General features: G+C 72.3%; 17 protein-coding genes. 11 read left to right on the plus strand and 6 right to left on the minus strand.

Translation table 11 applies throughout. The features are described from left to right. The first annotated feature begins 6 nt into the window (after nucleotides 1-6). The 4 genes from ACSLTV_RS11100 to ybaK all read left to right on the plus strand — a co-directional run bounded on the left by ACSLTV_RS11100 (nucleotide 7) and on the right by ybaK (nucleotide 4,051). Nucleotides 7-1,584, plus strand: coding sequence for an oxidoreductase (locus tag ACSLTV_RS11100; RefSeq protein WP_432135969.1), 1,578 nt, complete (start codon nucleotides 7-9; stop codon nucleotides 1,582-1,584). A gap of 109 nt (nucleotides 1,585-1,693) precedes the next feature. After that, on the plus strand, nucleotides 1,694-2,782 hold the full coding sequence (locus ACSLTV_RS11105) for a hypothetical protein (RefSeq protein ID WP_432135968.1): 1,089 nt from the start codon (nucleotides 1,694-1,696) through the stop codon (nucleotides 2,780-2,782). An 11-nt stretch (nucleotides 2,783-2,793) separates the two neighbouring features. Further along, entirely contained in the window at nucleotides 2,794-3,534 is a 741-nt protein-coding gene (locus ACSLTV_RS11110) for an LON peptidase substrate-binding domain-containing protein (RefSeq protein ID WP_432135967.1), read from the plus strand. A gap of 13 nt (nucleotides 3,535-3,547) precedes the next feature. After that, on the plus strand, nucleotides 3,548-4,051 hold the full coding sequence (ybaK, locus tag ACSLTV_RS11115) for a Cys-tRNA(Pro) deacylase (protein ID WP_432135966.1): 504 nt from the start codon (nucleotides 3,548-3,550) through the stop codon (nucleotides 4,049-4,051). Between the two features lie 240 nt (nucleotides 4,052-4,291). On the opposite strand, the gene ACSLTV_RS11120 is transcribed toward ybaK, so the two are convergent. The 4 genes from ACSLTV_RS11120 to ACSLTV_RS11135 form a co-directional block, all read right to left on the minus strand. Continuing rightward, entirely contained in the window at nucleotides 4,292-4,990 is a 699-nt protein-coding gene (locus tag ACSLTV_RS11120) for an AAA family ATPase (protein ID WP_432135965.1), read from the minus strand. Between the two features lie 34 nt (nucleotides 4,991-5,024). Continuing rightward, nucleotides 5,025-5,852: an ABC transporter permease gene (locus ACSLTV_RS11125; RefSeq protein WP_432156616.1), complete on the minus strand. Its 828-nt coding sequence runs from the start codon at nucleotides 5,850-5,852 to the stop codon at nucleotides 5,025-5,027. Between the two features lie 64 nt (nucleotides 5,853-5,916). Further along, nucleotides 5,917-6,891 (minus strand): ABC transporter ATP-binding protein, encoded by a 975-nt coding sequence (locus ACSLTV_RS11130; protein WP_432136081.1) that lies wholly within the window; start codon nucleotides 6,889-6,891, stop codon nucleotides 5,917-5,919. Nucleotides 6,892-7,224: 333 nt separating this feature from the next. Beyond that, the gene (locus ACSLTV_RS11135) at nucleotides 7,225-8,442 is read right to left on the minus strand and encodes an NYN domain-containing protein (RefSeq protein WP_432156617.1); all 1,218 of its coding nucleotides are present in this window, start codon (nucleotides 8,440-8,442) and stop codon (nucleotides 7,225-7,227) included. Between the two features lie 222 nt (nucleotides 8,443-8,664). Between ACSLTV_RS11135 and ACSLTV_RS11140 the strand changes: the two genes are divergently transcribed. Next, nucleotides 8,665-8,829, plus strand: a complete 165-nt coding sequence (locus ACSLTV_RS11140) for a hypothetical protein (protein ID WP_432135962.1) — start codon at nucleotides 8,665-8,667, stop codon at nucleotides 8,827-8,829. An 81-nt stretch (nucleotides 8,830-8,910) separates the two neighbouring features. Here ACSLTV_RS11140 and dnaE read toward each other — a convergent pair whose 3' ends face one another. After that, nucleotides 8,911-12,450, minus strand: coding sequence for a DNA polymerase III subunit alpha (gene dnaE / locus ACSLTV_RS11145; RefSeq protein WP_432135961.1), 3,540 nt, complete (start codon nucleotides 12,448-12,450; stop codon nucleotides 8,911-8,913). A 171-nt stretch (nucleotides 12,451-12,621) separates the two neighbouring features. Between dnaE and ACSLTV_RS11150 the strand changes: the two genes are divergently transcribed. The 5 genes from ACSLTV_RS11150 to ACSLTV_RS11170 all read left to right on the plus strand — a co-directional run bounded on the left by ACSLTV_RS11150 (nucleotide 12,622) and on the right by ACSLTV_RS11170 (nucleotide 18,737). Beyond that, entirely contained in the window at nucleotides 12,622-13,947 is a 1,326-nt protein-coding gene (locus ACSLTV_RS11150) for a DUF2252 domain-containing protein (protein ID WP_432135960.1), read from the plus strand. Between the two features lie 83 nt (nucleotides 13,948-14,030). Then, nucleotides 14,031-14,726 (plus strand): hypothetical protein, encoded by a 696-nt coding sequence (locus ACSLTV_RS11155; RefSeq protein ID WP_432135959.1) that lies wholly within the window; start codon nucleotides 14,031-14,033, stop codon nucleotides 14,724-14,726. Between the two features lie 106 nt (nucleotides 14,727-14,832). Continuing rightward, nucleotides 14,833-15,657 (plus strand): thioredoxin domain-containing protein, encoded by an 825-nt coding sequence (locus ACSLTV_RS11160; RefSeq protein WP_432135958.1) that lies wholly within the window; start codon nucleotides 14,833-14,835, stop codon nucleotides 15,655-15,657. 119 nt (nucleotides 15,658-15,776) lie between these two features. Beyond that, on the plus strand, nucleotides 15,777-17,435 hold the full coding sequence (locus ACSLTV_RS11165) for an alkaline phosphatase D family protein (protein ID WP_432135957.1): 1,659 nt from the start codon (nucleotides 15,777-15,779) through the stop codon (nucleotides 17,433-17,435). A gap of 318 nt (nucleotides 17,436-17,753) precedes the next feature. Continuing rightward, nucleotides 17,754-18,737: a zinc metalloprotease gene (locus ACSLTV_RS11170; RefSeq protein WP_432135956.1), complete on the plus strand. Its 984-nt coding sequence runs from the start codon at nucleotides 17,754-17,756 to the stop codon at nucleotides 18,735-18,737. 7 nt (nucleotides 18,738-18,744) lie between these two features. On the opposite strand, the gene ACSLTV_RS11175 is transcribed toward ACSLTV_RS11170, so the two are convergent. Next, nucleotides 18,745-19,314: a dienelactone hydrolase family protein gene (locus tag ACSLTV_RS11175; protein ID WP_432135955.1), complete on the minus strand. Its 570-nt coding sequence runs from the start codon at nucleotides 19,312-19,314 to the stop codon at nucleotides 18,745-18,747. 44 nt (nucleotides 19,315-19,358) lie between these two features. On the opposite strand from ACSLTV_RS11175, the gene ACSLTV_RS11180 reads away from it, so the two are divergent. After that, entirely contained in the window at nucleotides 19,359-20,474 is a 1,116-nt protein-coding gene (locus tag ACSLTV_RS11180; protein ID WP_432135954.1) for a mechanosensitive ion channel family protein, read from the plus strand.

Consider the following 20,474-nt stretch of genomic DNA (forward strand, 5'->3'; position numbering starts at 1 on the left):
GCGGACGTGACCGAAGGAGTGGGCCTGCGGGCCGGGGACCTGCCGGACGACCTGACCGCGGCGGAGGCCGGGATGTGGCAGTCCTTCCGCAACGGCACCGTGTACGACCTGAGCACGGGCGACCCGCTCGCCGACGATCCGCAGGACGGACCGCCCTGGGGCCCGGAGCGGACGGTACGGGCCCGGATCGTCGCCTGGCTGCTGCTGGACGGACCACCCGCGCTGGCCGGCCGGGTGTCGGCGCTGAAGCTGGTCGGGGTGCGGATCAGCGGTTCGCTGGACCTCGCGGGCGGCACGGTGGTGCCGTACGTCGAGATGAAGCGCTGCCGGTTCGAGCGGGAGGTACTGCTGCCCGAGGCCCGGCTGACCACGCTGCGGCTGGTGGACTGCTCGGTGCCGCGGCTGGAGGCGGCCCGGCTGCACACCGAGGGCGATCTGCATCTGCCGCGCTGCCGGTTCCAGCGCGGGATCCGGCTGACCGACGCGCAGATCGGCACGGACCTGCTGCTCAACCAGGCGGTCGTGCACCGCGACCGGGCCGGCCGGTCCATCGCCGCCGACGGGCTGGCCGTCGGGCAGGACCTGCAGGCCGAGCTGCTGGAGACGCACGGCGAGCTGAGCCTGCGCAGCGCCAAGGTGGGGGTGTCGCTGAGCCTGCGCGGGGCGCGCCTGGTCAACCCGCGCGGAAGGTTCGCGCTGAACGCCCCGCAGCTGACCGTGGAACGCACGTTGTACCTGACCCCGGCGGGCGTCGGCGCCCAGGCGCCGAGCGGGACGACACCGGCGCAGGGGACGCGGATCCAGGGGTTCGAGTGCCGGGGCGGGGCGCGGCTGGACGACGGGCGGTTCGGCGACGCGGTGGACCTGCAGGGCGCCCGGTTCGTCCTCACCGACGTGCAGGAGCTGTCGCTGCGCCGGGTGCAGACGCCCGAGCTGCGCTTCCTGGGAGACCGGCCGAAGCGCGGGCGGGTGGTGCTGTCGGGGGCGCGGGTGGTCACCCTGATCGACCGGGCGAGCGCCTGGCCGGGCCCCGGCCGCCTGCACATGGGTGGCTTCACCTACGAGAGCCTGGTGCCGCAGGGGCCGTTCCCGCTGGAGAAGCGGCTGCGCTGGGTCGCGGCGGCGACCGCCGAGTACAACCCGGAGCCGTACGAGCGGCTGGCGGCGGTGCTGCGCGGCAGCGGGGAGGACGAGGACGCGCGCGAGGTGCTCCTCGCCAAGCAGCGCCACCGGCGCACGACGCTGCCGCCGGCCGGCAAGCTGTGGGGGTACGCGCAGGACTGGACGGTCGCCTACGGCTACCGGCCCGGCCGGGCCGCCGTGTGGATGGCCGTGCTGTGGGCGGCCGGGTCGCTGGCCTTCGCCCACGCCCCGCGCCCCCCGGCCGGCCCCGACCGCACTCCGCAGTGGAACCCCGCCCTGTTCGCCCTGGACCTGCTGCTGCCCGTCGTGGACCTCGGCCAGGCCACCCGCTGGGACCTCCACGGACGCTGGCAGTGGCTCTCCGCCGCGCTGATCCTCGCCGGCTGGGTGCTGGCGACGACCGTCGCGGCGGGAGCGACGCGACTGCTGAGACGGGGGTGAGAACAGGCGGAAGGAGCGACTCAGCTTTTACCGGGGCTTGACCGTCGGGCGTACAACTTTCCGCGGCTTGGGCTGAGCCTCTGGTGCTCCTCCGAGCTGGCGCTTTTCAATGGTCGGCACCATGGCTCTGCTGCCCCCGTTCATCCGCGCGGCTCGCCCTGCCAAGGCCGTGCCGCAGGCCGCCGCGGCCGGGCTGCCGGCCGACGACGAGGTGCTGCTCGATGCCGCGGACGGCCGTCTCGGCCCGGCGCTGGTCGCCGCCGGGCAGGACGGCTACCGGCCCGCCGCCGAGCTGCTCGCCGCCACGCGCGCGCGTGGCGAGTGGGAGCGCCGCGACCGGTACGTGACCCGGCTGGCGTGGTTCGCGCACGCGCGTCCCGACTGGTTCGAGCGGTGGCGGGCGGCCGCCCCGCGCGACCCGGACGCACTGGCGGTCGCCGCCCAGCTCGCGGTGGACCGCGCCTGGCGCTCACCGGCCCGGGCCGAGGTGCTGCGCGAGGTGAGTCCGCTGATCACGGCGGCCGCCCAGGCCTGCGACCGCGATCCGGTGCCGTGGCGGATCGCGCTGGACCACGCGCGCGGGACGCGCGCCGGCCACAAGTACTTCGGCGAGCTGTGGGAGGCGGCGGTCCGCAGGGCCCCCCACCACTACGGCTGCCATGTGGCCGCCCTGCGCTACCTGGCCGCCTCCTGCTGCGTCCTGTCGGGCGACACCCCGCACACCCCCGAGGCCCCGCACCGCGAGTGCTTCGACTTCGCCGACCGCGCGGCACAGGACGTGCCGCCGCACTCCCTGGTGCGGGCGCTGCCGCTGCAGGCGGCCTTCGCCTGCCTGACGGACGACTGCGGCCCCATGGTGGCCCGGGAGCGCCTGGACGCCGCCGCCGACCGGGCGATCGTGCTGTCCGCCGGGCTGCCGCCGGCGGACCCCTGGCCGGCCCCGGTCCGCAACCTCCTGGTGTACGTGCTGGCCCGGCTGGGCCGCCGCGACGACGCCCTGGTGCAGTTGCGCCTGCTCGGCCCGTACGCCACGTCCTTCCCCTGGGACCAGGTGGCGGACGACCCGCTCGGCCACTTCCTGACCGTCCGCGGGGAGATCGTGCGGGGCCTGCCGGTGGGGCCGCCCCGGCGGTCCGGCGGTCACCACGCGCACCGGCCCGCCCACTCCGCGCACCACTGTTCCGTTCCGGACCACTAGGCTCTGACCTCGTGACCACCGTCCGTCTGCCGCTCTTCCCGCTGAACTCGGTGCTGTACCCGGGTCTGGTGCTTCCGCTGAACGTCTTCGAGGAGCGCTATCGCGCCATGATGCGCGACCTGCTGAAGACGCCCGAGGAGGATGCCCGCCGGTTCGCCGTCGTGGCCATCCGCGACGGCCATGAGGTCGCGCCGAGCGAACCCGGCATGCCCGATCCGACGGCGCTGCCGCAGCGCGGCCCGGCCGCCGGCTTCGGCCCGGACCCCGGGGCGTCGTTCCACTCCGTGGGCTGTGTCGCCGACGCCGCGACCGTCCGCGAGCGGGCCGACGGCACGTTCGAGGTCCTGGCGACCGGGACGCGGCGGGTGCGGCTGCTGTCCGTGGACGCCTCGGGGTCCTATCTGACGGCGGAGCTGGAGGAGCTGGAGGAGGAGCCGGGAGACGAGGCGGGCGCGCTCGCCAAGGGCGTACTGCGCTCGTTCCGCCAGTACCAGAAGCGGCTGGCCGGCGCCCGGGAGCGGTCGCTGGCCACCGGCGCCGACCTGCCCGACGAACCGTCGGTGGTCTCGTACCTGGTGGCGGCGGCGATGATGCTGGACACGCCCACCAAGCAGCGGCTGCTGCAGGCCCCCGACACCGCCTCGCGCCTGCGGGACGAGCTGAAACTCCTTCGCTCGGAGACGGCGATCATCCGTAGTCTGCCGTCGTTGCCCGCGGCCGAGCTGACGCGCGGGCCGACCAGTCTGAACTGAGACGGCGAGAGACGTGGCGAAGAAGTCGAAGAAGCAGCAGCAGGCCGGCGGCACGCCCGCGACGGTGGCCCTCACCGCGGCCGGGGTGGACTTCACGGTCCACTCCTACGACCACGACCCCGGCCATCCGTCGTACGGCGAGGAGGCGGCCGAGGCGATGGGTGTCTCCCCGGACAGGGTCTTCAAGACCCTGGTCGCCGACGTGGACGGCGCGCTGACCGTGGCGGTGGTGCCGGTGGCCGGCTCGCTGGACCTGAAGGCCCTGGCGTCGGCGCTGGGCGGCAAGCGGGCGGCGATGGCCGACCCGGCCCTCGCCGAGCGCACCACCGGCTATGTGCGGGGCGGCATCTCCCCCCTGGGCCAGCGCAAGCGGCTCCGCACCGTCCTGGACGCCTCGGCGGAGGCCCACCCGACCATCTGCGTGTCGGCCGGCCGCCGCGGCCTGGAGGTCGAACTGAGCCCGAAGGACCTGGCCACCCTCACCGCCGCGACGCTGGCCCCCATCAGCCGCGCGTGACGTCCGCGTGAGCGGCCCGACCGGTGACCGTACGGCGCAGCCGTGCCGACAACCACGCCAGAGGGCGCGTGGCGGAGTACTCCGCCGCACGCGCGCGTACAGCGGGCCGGTGACGCCGCGCCGGTGCCGCGCGGGTGGCGGTGCGCCGACCGCCCACCGCACGGGCTCTCGCCCGGTCCGGTGAGCCTCTGCGGCGGCACCTCCGCCAGGTGGCCCGAGCGGGCGCGGAGGGGCGGTGCCCTAAGCGGACTTGCCGCCGTACGGCTGATCGTAGGGCCCGTACGGCCCGGGGGCCCCGTACGGCTCCGGGTCGCGCGGGCCGAAAAGGGCGGTCAGGCCGAGGTGCACGACCAGCGCGGCCAGGGGCCAGGCGAGCAGCGCGCCCTTGGCGCCCAGTTCCAGTGGCGCGGAGAAGGTGACGCCCTTTCCGACGCTCTTGGCGTGGGCCAGCACGTCGTCGGCCGGCCCGAGCCACAGCCCGAGCCGCCAGGCCAGCACCGCCCCGAGCAGCCCGCCTACGCCGAGGGCGACCACCAGCGGGACGCCGCCGCGCCGCCGCCACAGGAAGGCGAGCACGGCGCTGACCGCGCCGAAGCCGAGCGCCAGCAGGGCGAAGGTGCCGTCCACGCCGACCGCCTGCTCGCCCTCGGTGTCCTTGATGTAGACGACCCAGTTGCCGTCCACGACGTCGCCGACCAGCGGCACCTGCGGCGCCAGCCACACCCACAGCAGGCCGAGCAGCGCCCCGGCGACGGTCACGGCACCGGTGATCAGGGCGGCCTCGCGCAGTTCGGTCTTCATCCCGGGCCCCTCCTCCGACAGGGAGTCCCGCGGCGCGGCGGCCGCCACGGACGGATGGCCCCCGGACGGGGGCGGCGGCCACGCCCCTTGCGAGGACGGTTCGTGCGGCGGCGGAGGCGGAGTCAGCGGTGCGGTCACCCTGCCATCGTGCCAGGCCCGCCCGCGCGGCGCGTCACCGGACGGCGGCCCGCCGGTACGCCCAGGTCGCCACGGCCAGCGACGCCACGCCGACGCCCGCGCACACCGCCAGATCGCCGATCACGAACGCCCAGTCGGGCCGCGGCCCGAAGGTGCGGGCCAGGGCCTCCACGCCGTACGTCGACGGCAGCAGGTCCCGCAGCAGCCGTACCGCCTCCGGCATGCGCTCCGGCGGCAGCACGCCCAGCAGCAGGGCCGCGGACATGCCCAGCTGGCCCAGTACGGTCGCCAGCTCCGGCCGGGGCGCCAGCAGCCCGCAGGCCGCGCCCAGCCCGGACAGCGCGGCGCCCGCCAGCGGGATCACCGCGACCAGCACCCACAGGTGCGCCAGCGGCAGCCCGAACAGGACACACCCGAAGACGGCCGTCAGCACGGTCCCCGGCACGGTGAACGACGCATAGGCTCCCGCCGCGCCGAGCACCACGGCGGCCGGCGGCACCGGCAGCGTGGCGTAGTGGTCGAGCCCTCCGCTGGCCCGCAGCTGCCCGAAGTACTGGGCGAGCAGGTTCAGCGCGACGAAGGCGACGACCAGGACGGCCGACCCGGCCACCACGGACTCGGCCTCGCTGCCGCCGTCCACGACTCCCCGCATCATGACCAGGATGCCGACCGACTGGAAGGTGGCGACGAACAGCAGCGGGATCCGCGCCACCCGCGCCCGCGACAGCTGCGCCCGGTAGACGGCCGCCAGCGACGGCCACAGCCGGGCGCGCGGCCCCAGCTCGGCCGGCTCCCGGCCCGTTCCGGTACCGGTACCGGAACGGGAGCCGCCCGGACGGGCCTCGGCGGGTACCACACTCACCTTGCGCCGCTCCTCTCCCCTGCGGTCCGCGCACCGGCCCTCGTGGACACTCCCGTGCGCCCGCTCACGCCCGCACCAGCCCCTGCCGTGCGGCCCCGCCCAGCGCCAGGTAGACATCCTCCAGGCTCGGCGTGGCCAGGGTGAAGTCGTCCAGGGCGGCGAACGCGGCGCCGCCGGTGACGGTGGCGACGACGGCCCGGGCCTCCTCGGGGGCGAGCCGCAGCGTCCAGCGGCGCCCGGACTCCGCGGCCCGTTCGCGCAGCGCGGCGACCTCGGGCACGTCCAGCGGCGCCCGTTCCCGCCACACCAGTTCGACCCGCACCTCGCCGGCCACCCGCTCCTTGAGGCCGGTCGGCGTGTCGCAGGCGATGATCCGGCCCCGGTCCAGGACGGCGACCCGGTCGAGGACGGTCTCCGCCTCGATGACGTTGTGGGTGACCAGCAGCACGGTGGTCCCGCGCTCGGCGCGCCGGCGGTCCACCGCGGACCAGACGGCCCGCCGGGCCACCGGGTCCATGCCGGTGGTGGGCTCGTCGAGCACCAGCAGCGAGCGCTCGCCCACCAGCGCGGTGGCGAAGCAGGCGAGCCGGCGCTGGCCGCCGGACAGCTTGCGCAGCGGCCGGCCGGCGAGCGGGGTCAGGCCCAGCTCGTCGAGGACGGCGTCCCGCTCGGCGCGCGCCCGGCGTACGTCGAGGCCGCGCAGCCGAGCGGTGGTCTCGGCGGCCAGCGACACGGTGAGCTCGTCCAGTGCGGTGGACTCCTGCCCGAGGTAGGCGAGGATCCGCGCGGCCCGGTCGGGGTGGCGCACGATGTCGTGGCCGAGGATCTCGACGCCGCCGGCGTCGGGCCGCATCAGGCCGGTGAGCTGGCGGACGAGGGTGGACTTGCCGGCGCCGTTCGGGCCGAGCAGTCCGAAGATCTCACCGCGTCGGATGTCCAGCGTCACGTCGTCGGTGGCGCGTACCTCCGGGGTGGCCGGGGTGCCCCGGCGGGCCTGTACCGCGGGATAGGTCTTGGTCAGTCCGCGCACGGCGCACACGACCTCGTCCCTGTGCCGGACCACCGGCGCCGCGCGCTTGTTCACAAGGGACGAGCCTACGGGGTCGGGAGGCTTTGCTCGCCCTTGGGGCGGCCTCCGACGCTCCCCCGCGACCCGTGTCCCACCCCTGCCGCGGCCCTCGCGGCTCCCCACCGTCTCCGCCGCCCGCGGCCGGGCCCGGTCGTCCCGCGCCGGGACGCTCCGGCGCGGGCTTCCCGCCGCGCGCTCCGCGCGGTGTGCCGGCTCCCGGATCTCCCACCGCGCCGCAAAACCCGACGCCGGGGCTGACCTGAAGGGGGCTGTCCGACGGCGGGCAGTCCGTCGGCGGCAGGGTTACTCGGCGGCGGGCGCGGGCTCCGCCGCCGTCCGTACGTCGATCTCGCGCCAGAAGCCTGCCCGGATCGCGTACCGGTCGTGCTCGTCGATCTGGTCGTCCTTGTGGGCGAGCAGTCCGAAGCGGGCCGCGTAGCGCAGCAGTTCGCCGTCGACCCGGTGCGGGATCCGCGGGTACATGCCGGACAGGCGCTGCAGATGGCTCTGGTCGCCGAGGCGTTCCATCCACCTCCGCGCGAAGACCTGCCCGACCTCGTAGGGGTCACCGCCCACGGTGGTGATGTCCTCCTCGCGGTCCGCCCAGCGCTGCTCGGCGGTGGTCAGCTGCGCGAGCGTCGGCAGCGCGGCGACGTCGGGGGGCTCGGCGGCGGTGCCGGGCCGGTCCACCCAGCCCTTGTCGGACGACCAGCGCAGGGTCGCGGTCGGCGGGTGCGGGGCGGCGGTCGTGCCGGGGGCGCGCAGGGCGGCGAGGTCCTTGGGCGTGGGGACGCCCTTGGGCGCGGGGACGCGCTCCGGGGCGTCGCCGTCGACGGGCGCGGCCGGGGGGCGCCGGTCGTCCTCGGCCGGCCGGTCGGCGGCGGGGGCGAGGGAGGCGTCGGGCAGCGGTGCGGAGAGGATCGCGGCGATCTCGGGCCGGGGCGCGGGCGGCGGGGCGCACACCCCGCCGAGTTCCTTGGCGCGGACCGCCTTGGTGATCCACGTACGGTCCAGGACGCGTCGTTCGTCGGCCTCCGCGACTAGGTCCTCGGACTGGTTGTAGTCGCCGTCGGCGGCCTGGACGGCCCAGAGGTGCACGGCGACGCCGTGCTCCTTGGCGGCCATCATGCCGGGCAGGAGGTCGCCGTCGCCGGTGACGAGGACGACGTCGGAGCAGGCGCGGTTGCGGGCCAGCTCGGTCAGCTCGGCGTGCATGGCGGCGTCCACGCCCTTCTGTGCCCAGCGGCCGTCGCTGCGGGTCAGTGCGCCGAGCCGGACGGTGACCCGGGGCATCACGCGCAGTCGGCGGTGCTCGGGCTGCGGGACGCGGTCGGGGGCGCCGTCGAACCAGTAGATGCGCAGCAGGGGCCGTTCGGTGTCGGACTCCGCCTGTTCCCGCAGGCCCTGGACGAGGGCGGCGTGGTCGACGGTGATCCGGGAGCGCGAGGGCTCCCCGGCGAGGAGGCTGGCGGCGGCCCCCAGCAGATACCCGGCGTCCACCAGGACGACGCAGCGGTCCACACGACTCACCCTCTTCCCGGGAGGTTTGCTTCGGGCTTCCTTCGAGTCTGCCCGACCGTGCGGAGGTTAACGGTCCGAACTCGATCTTCGGCGTGGCGTTTCCGGGCCGGGCGACGGGGCGGAGCCCATAACCCAGGGTAATTGTCCGAAATGCGCTGCGAGTCCGGCTATGTGAATCTGGTCGCGGCCCTGGCCCCTAGACCCCTCACAGGAGGCTTCACCATGGCCAAGAACAAGAACCGTGATCGCAAGCAGCCGCACTCCGAACGCGGTCAGCAGACGGCCCAGCCGACCGGGCTGGACACGCAGACCGAGGAGCGCACCACCCAGATCACCCCGGGTGACATGGCGCGCAAGGGCCGGCAGAAGCGCTTCGGTCACAACTGACATCCTGCGTAACGGGCTTTGCGGCCCAGCTCGGCGAGGGGCGCGTCCGCCACGGACGCGCCCCTCGTCCGTCGGCGGACGTCAGCCCGCCAGGCAGGACGGGCCGAGCAGCACCTTCAGATCGCCGAACAGCGCCGGATCGGGCTTGACCCGGTGCCGGTCCAGCCGGAGGACGGTGGTCCTGGTGGGGCCCTGGAGCTTGATCCGGACCTCGCTGTCGCCCTTGTGGTGGCTGAGGATCTCGCCGAGCCGGCTGACCATCGGCGGGGTGACCTTCACGGCCGGGATGGTGAGCACGACCGGCGCGTTGGTGCCGGCCGTGGACAGGTCGGGGACCATCAGCTCCATGGCCACCAGCCGCGGCACGTCCTCGCGCTTGTCGAGCCTGCCCTTGACGAAGACCACGGCGTCCTCGACGAGTTGCGTCGAGACCAGCTGGTAGGTGGCCGGGAAGAACATGCACTCGATGGAGCCCGCGAGGTCCTCCACCGTGGCGATCGCCCAGGCGTTGCCCTGTTTGGTCATCTTGCGCTGCAGGCCGGAGATGATGCCGCCGATGGTGACCACCGCGCCGTCCGCGTGCTCACCGCCGGTGAGCTGGGCGATTCCCGCGTCGGCCTTGTCGGACAGCACGTGCTCCAGGCCGAACAGGGGGTGGTCGGAGACGTACAGGCCGAGCATCTCGCGCTCCTGCGCGAGCAGGTAGGTCTTGTCCCACTCGTCGGTGGTGAACTCCACGTCGAGACCGAAGCCGGGTTCGTCGCCGCTCTCCTCGCCCATGCCGCCGAAGAGGTCGAACTGCCCCTCGGCCTCCTTGCGCTTGACCGCGACGACGTTGTCGATCATCGGTTCGTACTGCGCCGTCAGGCCCTTGCGGGTGTGGCCCATCGAGTCGAACGCGCCGGCCTTGATCAGGGACTCCGTGGTCCGCTTGTTGCAGACCACCGCGTCGACCTTGTCGAGGTAGTCCGGGAAGGAGGCGTACTTCCCCTTGGCCTTGCGGCACTTGATGATCGACTCGACGACGTTGGTGCCGACGTTGCGGACGGCGGAGAGGCCGAAGAGGATCACGTCGTCGCCCTGGGCCGCGAAGTTGGCCTCGGACTCGTTGACGTTCGGAGGCAGGACCCTGATGCCCATGCGGCGGCACTCGTTGAGGTAGACCGCCGACTTGTCCTTGTCGTCCTTGACGGAGGTCAGCAGCGCGGCCATGTACTCGGCCGGGTGGTTGGCCTTGAGGTAGGCGGTCCAGTACGACACCAGGCCGTACGCGGCGGAGTGGGCCTTGTTGAACGCGTAGCCGGCGAACGGGACCAGCACGTCCCACAGCGCCTGGATGGCCTCGTCGCTGTAGCCGTTCTTGCGGGCGCCGGCCTGGAAGATGACGAAGTTCTTCTCCAGTTCCTCCGGCTTCTTCTTGCCCATCACGCGGCGGAGGATGTCGGCCTCGCCGAGCGAGTACCCGGCGATGATCTGGGCGGCCTTCTGCACCTGCTCCTGGTAGACGATCAGGCCGTGGGTGACGTCCAGGACCTCCTTGAGGGGCTCTTCGAGCTCCTTGTGGATGGGGGTGATCTCCTGCTGGCCGTTCTTGCGCAGCGCGTAGTTGGTGTGGGAGTTCATGCCCATCGGGCCCGGGCGGTACAGGGCCGACACGGCGGAGATGTCTTCGAAGTTGTCGGGCTTCATCAGCCGCAGCAGCGAGCGCATGGGGCCGCCGTCGAACTGGAAGACGCCGAGCGTGTCGCCGCGCTGGAGCAGTTCGAAGGTCGTGGGGTCGTCGAGCGGCAGGCTCAGGAGATCGATGTCGATCCCCTTGTTGGCCTTCACCATCTTGACGGCGTCGTCCATGATCGTGAGGTTGCGCAGGCCCAGGAAGTCCATCTTCAGCAGGCCGAGCGACTCACAGCTCGGGTAGTCCCACTGGGTGATGGTCACGCCGTCGGTGTGCCTCACCCAGACCGGGACGTGCTCGGTGATGGTCTCGCTGGACATGATCACGCCGGCCGCGTGCACACCCATCTGCCGGACCAGGCCCTCCACGCCGCGCGCGGTGTCGATGACCTTCTTCACGTCCGGTTCGTTCTCGTACATCGCCCGGACCTCGCCGGCCTCGCTGTACCGCGGGTGGGCGGGGTCGGTGATGCCGGAGAGCGGGATGCCCTTGCCGAGGACGTCGGCGGGCATGGCCTTGGTGATGCGGTCGCCCATCGCGTACGGGTAACCCAGCACGCGCGCGGAGTCCTTGATCGCGTTCTTGGCCTTGATGGTGCCGTAGGTGCCGATCATGGCGACCTTGTCGGCGCCGTACTTCTCGGTCACGTACCGGATCACCTCGACGCGCCGGCGCTCGTCGAAGTCGATGTCGACGTCGGGCATGGAGATGCGCTCGGGGTTGAGGAACCGCTCGAAGATCAGGCCGTGCGGGATCGGGTCGAGGTCGGTGATGCCCATGGCGTAGGCGACGATCGAGCCCGCCGCGGAGCCCCGGCCGGGGCCGACGGCGATGCCCTGCTTCTTGGCCCACATGATGAAGTCCGCGACGACGAGGAAGTAGCCGGGGAAGCCCATCGAGATGATGGTGTCCATCTCGTACTCGGCCTGCTTCTGGCGGTCCTCGGGGACGCCGCCGGGGAAGCGGCGCTCCATGCCCCGGCGGACCTCCTCCTTGAACCAGGTGACCTCCGTGTAGCCCTCGGGGATGTCGAACCTGGGCATGAGGTCGCGCTTCTCGAACATGCCGGTGGTGTCGACCATCTCGGCCACCAGGAGCGTGTTGGCGCAGCCCTCCTGCCAGGCGTCCGAGGAGTCGATGGCGTACATCTCGTCGGTGGACTTCAGGTAGTAGCCGGTGCCGTCGAACTTGAAGCGGTCCGGGTCGGAGAGGTTCTTGCCGGTCTGGATGCACAGCAGGGCGTCGTGGGCGGTCGCCTCGTGCGCGTAGGTGTAGTGCGAGTCGTTGGTGACCAGGGGCGGGATGCCGAGCTTCCTGCCGATCTCCAGCAGGCCGTCGCGGACCCGGTGCTCGATGTCGATGCCGTGGTCCATCAGCTCCAGGAAGTAGCGGTCCTTGCCGAAGATGTCCTGGTAGTCGGCGGCCGCCTTCAGGGCCTCGTCGAACTGGCCGAGGCGCAGCCGGGTCTGGACCTCGCCGGAGGGGCAGCCGGTGGAGGCGACGATCCCCTCGGACCACTGGGAGATGGTCTCCTTGTCCATCCGCGGCCACTTCTGGAGCCAGCCCTCGGCGTAGGCGTCGGAGGACAGGCGGAAGAGGTTGTGCAGGCCCGTCCTGTTCACGGCCCACATGGTCTTGTGCGTGTAGCCGCCGGAACCGGAGACGTCGTCGCGCTTCTGGTGCGGCTGGCCCCACTGGATCTTGCGCTTGTTGCGCCGGGACTCGGGGGCGACATACGCCTCGATCCCGATGATCGGGGTGATCCCGGCCTTCTGCGCGGAGTGGAAGAAGTCGTACGCCCCGTGGAGGTTGCCGTGGTCGGACATGGCGATGTGCGTCATGCCCATCTCGTTGCAGGCGTCGAACATGTCCTTCAGCCGCGCGGCACCGTCCAGCAGCGAGTACTGGGTGTGGACGTGCAGGTGCGTGAACGGCGGCTTCGACACGGTGCGGCCTCCAGGGGAAACACTGGGTGACGGGTGGACGGACAGTTCCGGGGTCAGCGTCGAAGTCTATGCCCGGGGACTGACACGAAGCGGGCACTCACACGTACCTTCGGACGTTGGATGCGGCGGACACGCCTGTCATCTTTGTCACGCACCAGGAGGCCCCGACCGATGCCGGTTCCGCAGCTCAGCGCCGAGCGCCGCGGCGAGGAGATACTCGCCGTCTTCGACACCGCCTTCGGCGAGCTCCTGGCCGCCGACCCCGCCGCGTTCCGGGTGAAGTTCCGGAAGATGGCCGCCTCGGCGTTCGCGTTCTACCGGGGCACGGCGTGCCTCTTCTACCACGACCTGGCCCCGGAGAAGGAGACCGCGCCCTACCTGGACGACCGCACCTCGCGCGTGTGGATCCACGGCGACCTGCACGCGGAGAACTTCGGCACGTACCTGGACGCCAACGGCCGCCTGATCTTCAACGTCAACGACTTCGACGAGGCGTACGTCGGCCCCTTCACCTGGGACCTCCAGCGCTTCGCCGCGTCCGTCGCGCTGATCGGGTACGCGAAGGCGCTCAGCGACGCCCAGATCACCGAGCTGGTGGAGATCTACGCGGGCGCCTACCGGCAGCGGATCCACGCGCTGGCCACCGGCGCCAAGAGCGACGAGGTGCCGCCGTTCACCCTGGACACGGCGACCGGGCCGCTGCTGGACGCGCTGCGCGACGCCCGTGCGCTGACCCGTTTCGGGCTGCTGGAGTCCATGACGGAGATCCGTGACTTCGAGCGCCGCTTCGCGCCCGGCGGCGGCTCCGTCGAGCTGGACGCCGCCACCCGCTACAAGGTGCTGGCGGCCTTCGACGGCTACCTGGAGACGCTGCCGGAGGCCTCGCTGGCCCACCCGGACTCCTACCGGGTCAAGGACGTCGTGGGCCGCCGGGGCATCGGCATCGGCTCGGCCGGGCTGCCGTCGTACAACATCCTTCTGGAGGGCCGCACCGACGCCCTGGAGAACGATGTCGTGATCTACATCAAGCAGGCCCAGACCCCGGCCGTCTCCCGGCACATCACCGATCCGGCGATCCGCGGCTACTTCCAGCACGAGGGCCACCGCACGGTGATCTCCCAGCGGGCCCTGCAGGCGCACGCCGACCCGTGGCTGGGCTGGACCGAGCTGGACGGCGCGGGGCAGCTGGTGGCGGAGGTCTCGCCGTACGCCGTCGACCTGGAGTGGGGCGACATCGACGATCTGGAGGAGATCGCGAGCGTCGTCGCCGACCTGGGCCGGGCCACGGCCGCCATGCACGCGGCGGCGGACGACACCTCCGGCGAGTCGCTGGTGCCCTTCTCCACCGAGCGGGCCATCGACGCGGCGATCGCCGCCGACGAGGACGGCTTCGCACCGCTGCTGGTGGACTTCGCGCACGCCTACGGCGCACGCGCGCGTGCTGACCACCAGATCTTCGTCGACCTCTTCCGCAACGGCCGGATCCCGGGTCTGTGACCCGCCGGCCCCCCTCCGCCGGGCCGTTCACAGGCACCCTTTAGGGGTGTCTTACGGGGGCCCATGACACACTCTCCGGTGCTATGGACATATCCGGGACGCGACTCAGAGCCGTGCGCGCGGCGCTGTTCACGGCTTTCGTCGTGCTGCTCAGCACCGCGTCGCACGTGCTGCTGTCCCGGGCCCCGCTGCCGCTGAGCACGGTGGCCGCGGTCGCCGCCGCCGTGTTCGTCCTGGCGTACGCCCTGGCGGGCCGGGAGCGGGGCTTCTGGCGGATCGCCGCCCTGCTGGTCCCGCTGGAGCTGGCGGCCGACACCGTGTTCACCACCGGCCAGAACGTCTGCTACGGCGCCGCCGGCGGCCCGGTCACCGGCCCGCTGCGCTCGGTCGGCTGGCACGTGCTGTGCGGGGACACGACCCCGGTGGGCACCCCGCTCGCCCGGATGACCGCCCCGGGCACCGGCCCCGACCGGCTGGCCGGCCTGCTGACCCACGCCTCCCCGGCGACCTCGTGGCTGCTGCTGGCCGCCCATGTCACCGTCGGCCTGCTCGCCGCCGCCTGGCTGCGCCGCGGCGAGCGGGCACTGGGCCGGCTGCTGAGCGCGGCGACGGCCACGACGTTCCGCCCCCTGCTGCTCGCCGTGTCGGCGGTCACGGTACGGCCGGTCCCGGCCGTCCGCCCGCCACGGCCCTCACCCCGGGCGGTGTGCGCCCCCGGCCGCGTCCTGGTCCACTCCGTGGCCCGCCGCGGCCCTCCCGTGGCGCCCGCGGCCGCCTGAGCGCCGCCGCGCCTCCCCCCGGCGTCGGACGAACGACACCGGGGCGTCCCCGCACACCTCACCGCGCACCCGGACCCGTGCGCGATCCCCCAGGGAGATCACCCACATGAGCAAGCGCAACAGCCAGACGGCGAAGACGGCGGCCCGCGAGCGGCTGCGCCTCGAACGCGAGCGTCAGGCGAAGCGGGCGAAGGCCAAGCGGCAGGTCGTCGTCGCCCTGTCCGTCGTCGGCGTGCTGGCGGCGGCGGGCGGCATAGGGTACGCCCTCGTCCAGGCCAACAAGCCCGACAGCTGGGACGCCGCGAAGGACGCCAAGCTCGTCACCCCGGCCAACACGTCGGGCAAGGACGGCACGACCGTCGTCATCGGCAAGGACAGCGCCAAGAAGACCCTCGTCATGTACGAGGACCCGCGCTGCCCGGCCTGCGCGCAGTTCGAGCAGAACGTCGGCTCGACCGTCCACAAGGATGTCGAGGACGGCAAGTACAAGATCCAGTACGTCGGGGCGACGTTCATCGACGACAACATTCCGGGAGTGGGCTCGAAGAACGCCCTCAGCGCACTGGGCGCCGCCCTGAACGTCAGCCCCGAAGCCTTCCTGGACTACAAGTACGCGCTCTACTCGACGAAGTACCACCCCAAGGAGAGCGAGGACAAGTTCAAGGACGACGACTACCTGATCGAGGTGGCGAACACGGTCGACGCCCTGAAGGACAACGAGAAGTTCCAGACGGCTGTGAAGAACGGCACCTACGACAAGTGGGCGTTGACCATGAGCAAGAAGTTCGACGAAGACGGCAAGAAGTACGAATTCGGCGGAACGCCCACCCTACTCATGGACGGCAAGAAGGTCACCGGCAGCGACGGCAAGAACACTCCGATGACGGTGGACGAGTTCAACAAGGCGATGGAGACCGCGCTGAAGGGCTGAGCCACGGGGGCTGCATGACACCCGTTCGACCGGCCGCAGTCTGACGGTGCACTGAAGAGCGGGCGAACTTTCCCGGGTTCGCCCGCTCTTGTTCATACCGGTCAGTAATCTGATCGGTCGTGACCAGTCGATACAGAGCCTCCCAAGGCCTCAACTCGCATACCCCTCGCCGCCGCACGGTCGTCAAGGCCGCGGCGGCCTCCGCTGTCCTGGCCGCCCCGCTCGTCGGCGCCCAGTCCGCGCGCGCCGACGAGGCGCCGGCCTTCCTGCACGGTGTCGCCTCCGGCGACCCGCTCCCCGACGGGATCCTGCTGTGGACCCGGGTGACCCCGACGGCCGCGGCCACCCCCGGCTCCGGCGTCGGTCCCGACACCGAGGTCGAGTGGGTCGTCGCCCGCGACAGGGCGCTGACGAACATCGTCGCCAAGGGTTCCGTCACCGCCACCGCCGCCTCCGACCACACCGTCAAGGCGGACGTGCGCGGTCTCGCCCCGGCAACCGACTACTGGTTCCGCTTCTCGGCGGGCGGCACCGACTCCCCGGTGGCGCGCACCCGCACCGCGCCGGCGGCGGACGCCGCCGTGCCGGGCCTGCGCTTCGGCGTGGTCTCCTGCGCCAACTGGGAGGCCGGCCACTTCGCCGCCTACCGCCATCTGGCCGCCCGCTCCGACCTGGACGCCTGGCTGCACCTGGGCGACTACATCTACGAGTACGGCACCGGCGAGTACGGCACCCGCGACCGGGTGGTCCGGCAGCACGCGCCCACCCACGAGATCGTCACCCTCGCCGACTACCGCATACGGCACGGCAAGTACAAGACCGACCCCGACCTGCAGGCCCTGCACGCCAAGGCGCCGGTCGTGGCGATCTGGGACGACCACGAGATGGCCAACGACGCCTGGTCGGGCGGCGCCGAGAACCACACGCCGGCCACCGAGGGCGCCTGGGCGGACCGCCAGTCGGCCGCCAAGCGGGCCTACTTCGAGTGGATGCCGGTCCGCCCGGCGATCGCCGGCACCACCTACCGCCGGCTGCGCTTCGGCAAACTGGCCGACCTGTCCCTGCTGGACCTGCGCTCGTTCCGCTCCGAGCAGGTCAAGGTCGGCAACGGCGGGGTCGACGATCCCGACCGCACCCTCACCGGGCGGGCTCAACTGGACTGGCTGAAGGCCGGGCTGCAGTCCTCCGACACCACCTGGCGGCTGGTCGGCAACCCGGTGATGATCTCGCCGTTCGCCGTCGGCTCGCTCACCGCCGACCTGCTCAAGCCGCTGGCCGAGCTGCTCGGGCTGCCGAAGGAGGGCCTGGCCCTCAACACCGACCAGTGGGACGGCTACACCGACGACCGCCGCGAACTCCTCGCCCACCTGCGCTCCCACGCCATCGGCAACACCGTCTTCCTGACCGGGGACATCCACATGGCCTGGGCCAACGACGTGCCGGTGGACGCCGGGACGTACCCGCTGTCGGCCTCGGCCGCAACGGAGTTCGTGGTCACCTCGGTGACCTCGGACAACCTCGACGACCTCGTCAAGGCGCCCGAGGGCTGGGTCTCCGCGGTCGCCGCGCCGCTCATCAAGGCCGCCAACCGGCACGTCCACTGGGTGGACACCGACCGTCACGGGTACGGCGTGCTGGACATCACCGCGGAGCACGCGCAGATGGACTACTACGTGCTCTCCGACCGCACCAAGGCGGACGCGACCTCCTCGTGGGCGCGCTCCTACCGCACCCGCAGCGGCACCCAGAAGGTGGAGCGGACCTACCGCCCCGTGTAACCCCACCGCCCGGGGACGATTTTCGGCCAATGGCGGTCCCCTCGCGGTCCGTTAACCGAAGATCACACGGCTACGGCGGGTGGTGTGCGCCGCGTTCCGAATACGGACACACCACCCGCCCTGGGCGTGCGGCGCGTTACGGCCCGGTCTCACGCTCCGGACGCAGCGCCGCGTCACCGCCCCGATCGTCCCCGTTCGCCCTCCGTTCGATTGGGCCTGATCGACCCTCTTCGGCCATGGGCATGTCCACGTAATGTCCGGGCGGCGGCCAGGAAGACCCCTGCGCCGCTCTCCCCACCGTCTCCACCAGGAGTCAGCATGCGTGCGCTTGCCCGGATATCTCCCCTGACGCACAGACGCCTTCTCGGCACCGCCGTCGTGGCCGGAACCCTGATGGTCACTCCCCTGTCGACGCCGACCGGTGTCGCCGCGGCCGGCCCCCTGACCACCACGTGCGCCTCGGACGCCCCCTCCACGGCCCGCGAGGCCCGGCCCGGCGCCGGCCAGCACGTCGCCGAGCCCAACGAGATCAGCGACGCCCGGGCCAATGCCATGGACGCCGAGCTGCGCAAGAAGGTCGACCAGTTGCGCACCTCCGGAAGGAACGTTTCCGCGCTGGCCGCATCGACCAGCGTCCCGGTCTACTTCCACGTCATCCACGACGGTGCCACCGGCCGGCTGAGCTCGGCCGACATCAGCGCCCAGATGAACGTCCTGAACGCGGCCTACGCCGGCCAGGGCTCCGGCAACGCCGACTCCGGTTTCCAGTTCACGCTGGCCGGCACCGACTACACGGACAACGCCGCCTGGTACAACGTCGGCTACGGCTCGACGGAGGAGAAGGCGATGAAGTCCGCCCTGCGCAGGGGCGGCGCGGGCACGCTGAACATCTACACCGCCAACCTCGGCGACGGCCTGCTCGGCTGGGCCACGTTCCCCAGCTCCTACAAGTCCAGCCCCGGCATGGACGGCGTCGTCATCCTCGACGCGTCGCTGCCGGGCGGCTCGGCCGCCCACTACAACGAGGGCGACACCGCCACCCACGAGGTGGGCCACTGGATGGGCCTCTACCACACCTTCCAGGGCGGCTGTAACGGCAACGGCGACTACGTCGACGACACCCCCGCCGAGAAGAGCGCCGCCTACCAGTGCCCCGAGGGCCGCGACACCTGCACCCGCAAGGCGGGAGCCGACCCGATCCACAACTTCATGGACTACACGTACGACTCCTGCATGTACCAGTTCTCCCAGGGTCAGGTGACCCGCATGCAGCAGAGCTGGGCGGCCTACCGGGCCGGCTGAGCCCGGCCTACAGGGCGTCGAGGAAGCCGAGCGCCACCCGCCAGGTGGCCTCGGCGGCCTCCGCGTCGTAGTCGGGCAGCTCGGGGTCGGTGTACAGGTGGCCGGCCCCGGCGTACCGGTAGACCTCGACGTCGGCGCCCGCCCGCCGCATCCTCAGGTACCAGGCGCTCAGCCAGTCGTCCGTCTCGAACGGGTCCGGCTCGGCCACGTGCAGCTGCACCGGCAGGTCGTCCACCGTGACGCCGGGCGCGAGATCCGACGTGCCGTGCAGGAGCAGCAGTCCGCGCGCCTTGTCGTCGCCCAGGGCGAGGGTCTGCGCGACGGACGCCCCCAGAGCGAACCCCGCGTACACCAGCCCCCGCTCCGAGTAGGGGGCGGCGGCCAGCACCGCCCTGCGCAGCAGCTCCTCCTTGCCGACCTCCTGCTGGTACGTCATGCCCTCCTCGGCCGTGCCGAACGTACGGCCCTCGAAGAGGTCCGGCGTCCACACCTCGTGCCCGGCGGCACGCAGCCGGTCCGCGGCCGCGCGCACCGCGGGCCGGGGACCGTAGGACGAGTGAAAGAGCACGATGTTCATGGGTCCATGGTGTCATCCGCCGCCGACCGGTTACGTTCGAAGGCATGGAGAACCTGCTCCGCCCCGTGATCGTGGTCGGCGGTTCGGTCGTACTGACACTGCTCATCGGCTGGGCCACCGACCGTCTGCTGTCCAAAGCCGACCGGCTGCACCACGAGACCCCGCTGTGGGGTCTGCTGCGCCGTGGCCGCGTCCCCTACCAGTTCGTCCTGTTCGCCGCGCTCCTGAGAGGGTCGTACGACCAGGTGCGGGTGCTGAACGACCACCGGGACGGCATCGGCCGGACGCTGACGCTGATCCTCATCGGGTCCACGGCCTGGCTCGTCATCCGCATCGCCGCGGCCGTCGTCGAGTCGTCGTACGCCCGCTACGCCCGTGCGCAGAGCGACCCGGCGCGGGTCCGGCGGGTGCGCACCCAGGTGACGCTCATCATGCGTGTCGTGTCGGCGATCGTCGGGGTGATGGCGGTGGCCGCCATGCTGCTGACGTTCCCGGCGATGCGCGCCGCCGGCGCCTCCCTGCTGGCCTCGGCCGGCATCCTCGGCATCGTCGCCGGTGTGGCCGCCCAGTCCACGCTGGGCAACATGTTCGCCGGGCTGCAGATCGCCTTCGGCGACATGGTGCGCATCGGGGACACCGTGGTGGTGGACGGCGAGTGGGGCACCGTGGAGGAGATCACCCTCACCTTCCTCACCGTGCGCACCTGGGACGAGCGCCGGATCACGATGCCCGTGTCGTACTTCACGTCCAAGCCGTTCGAGAACTGGTCGCGCGGCGGCAGCCAGATCACCGGTGTCGTCTTCTTCCAGCTCGACCACTCGGCACCGCTGGACGCGATGCGCGACAAGCTCCGCGACATCCTGCGCGAGTGCCCGGCCTGGGACGGCCGGGAGCACGGCCTCGCGGTCACCGACTCCACCCCGAGCACCATGGAGGTGCGCGCCCTGGTGACCGCGAAGGACGCGAGCGACGTGTGGACCGTCCGGGTCACGGTCCGCGAGCAGATGCTGCGCTGGCTGGCCAAGGAGCACCCGTACGCGCTGCCCCGCGTCAACGCGGCGGACGCCGTGCTGCCGCCGCAGCGCCAGCCCGCCGAGACCGTCCGGTCGCTGCGCGCCCACCAGCACCCCCGGTCGGCCACGGGCTCGCCCCGGGGCTGA

Source organism: Streptomyces sp. bgisy159 (assembly GCF_965341775.1).
In the GTDB taxonomy this organism is placed as follows: domain Bacteria; phylum Actinomycetota; class Actinomycetes; order Streptomycetales; family Streptomycetaceae; genus Streptomyces.

Bases quoted from the DNA above. Each gene is read 5' to 3' on its own strand.
- ACSLTV_RS11105 (WP_432135968.1), top strand. From the start codon at position 1,694: ATGGTCGGCACCATGGCTCTGCTGCCCCCGTTCATCCGCGCGGCTCGC.
- ACSLTV_RS11175 (WP_432135955.1), bottom strand. From the start codon at position 19,314: ATGAACATCGTGCTCTTTCACTCGTCCTACGGTCCCCGGCCCGCGGTG.
- ACSLTV_RS11180 (WP_432135954.1), top strand. From the start codon at position 19,359: ATGGAGAACCTGCTCCGCCCCGTGATCGTGGTCGGCGGTTCGGTCGTA.
- ACSLTV_RS11150 (WP_432135960.1), top strand. From the start codon at position 12,622: ATGCCGGTTCCGCAGCTCAGCGCCGAGCGCCGCGGCGAGGAGATACTC.
- ACSLTV_RS11160 (WP_432135958.1), top strand. From the start codon at position 14,833: ATGAGCAAGCGCAACAGCCAGACGGCGAAGACGGCGGCCCGCGAGCGG.
- ACSLTV_RS11155 (WP_432135959.1), top strand. From the start codon at position 14,031: ATGGACATATCCGGGACGCGACTCAGAGCCGTGCGCGCGGCGCTGTTC.
- ACSLTV_RS11140 (WP_432135962.1), top strand. From the start codon at position 8,665: ATGGCCAAGAACAAGAACCGTGATCGCAAGCAGCCGCACTCCGAACGC.
- ACSLTV_RS11170 (WP_432135956.1), top strand. From the start codon at position 17,754: ATGCGTGCGCTTGCCCGGATATCTCCCCTGACGCACAGACGCCTTCTC.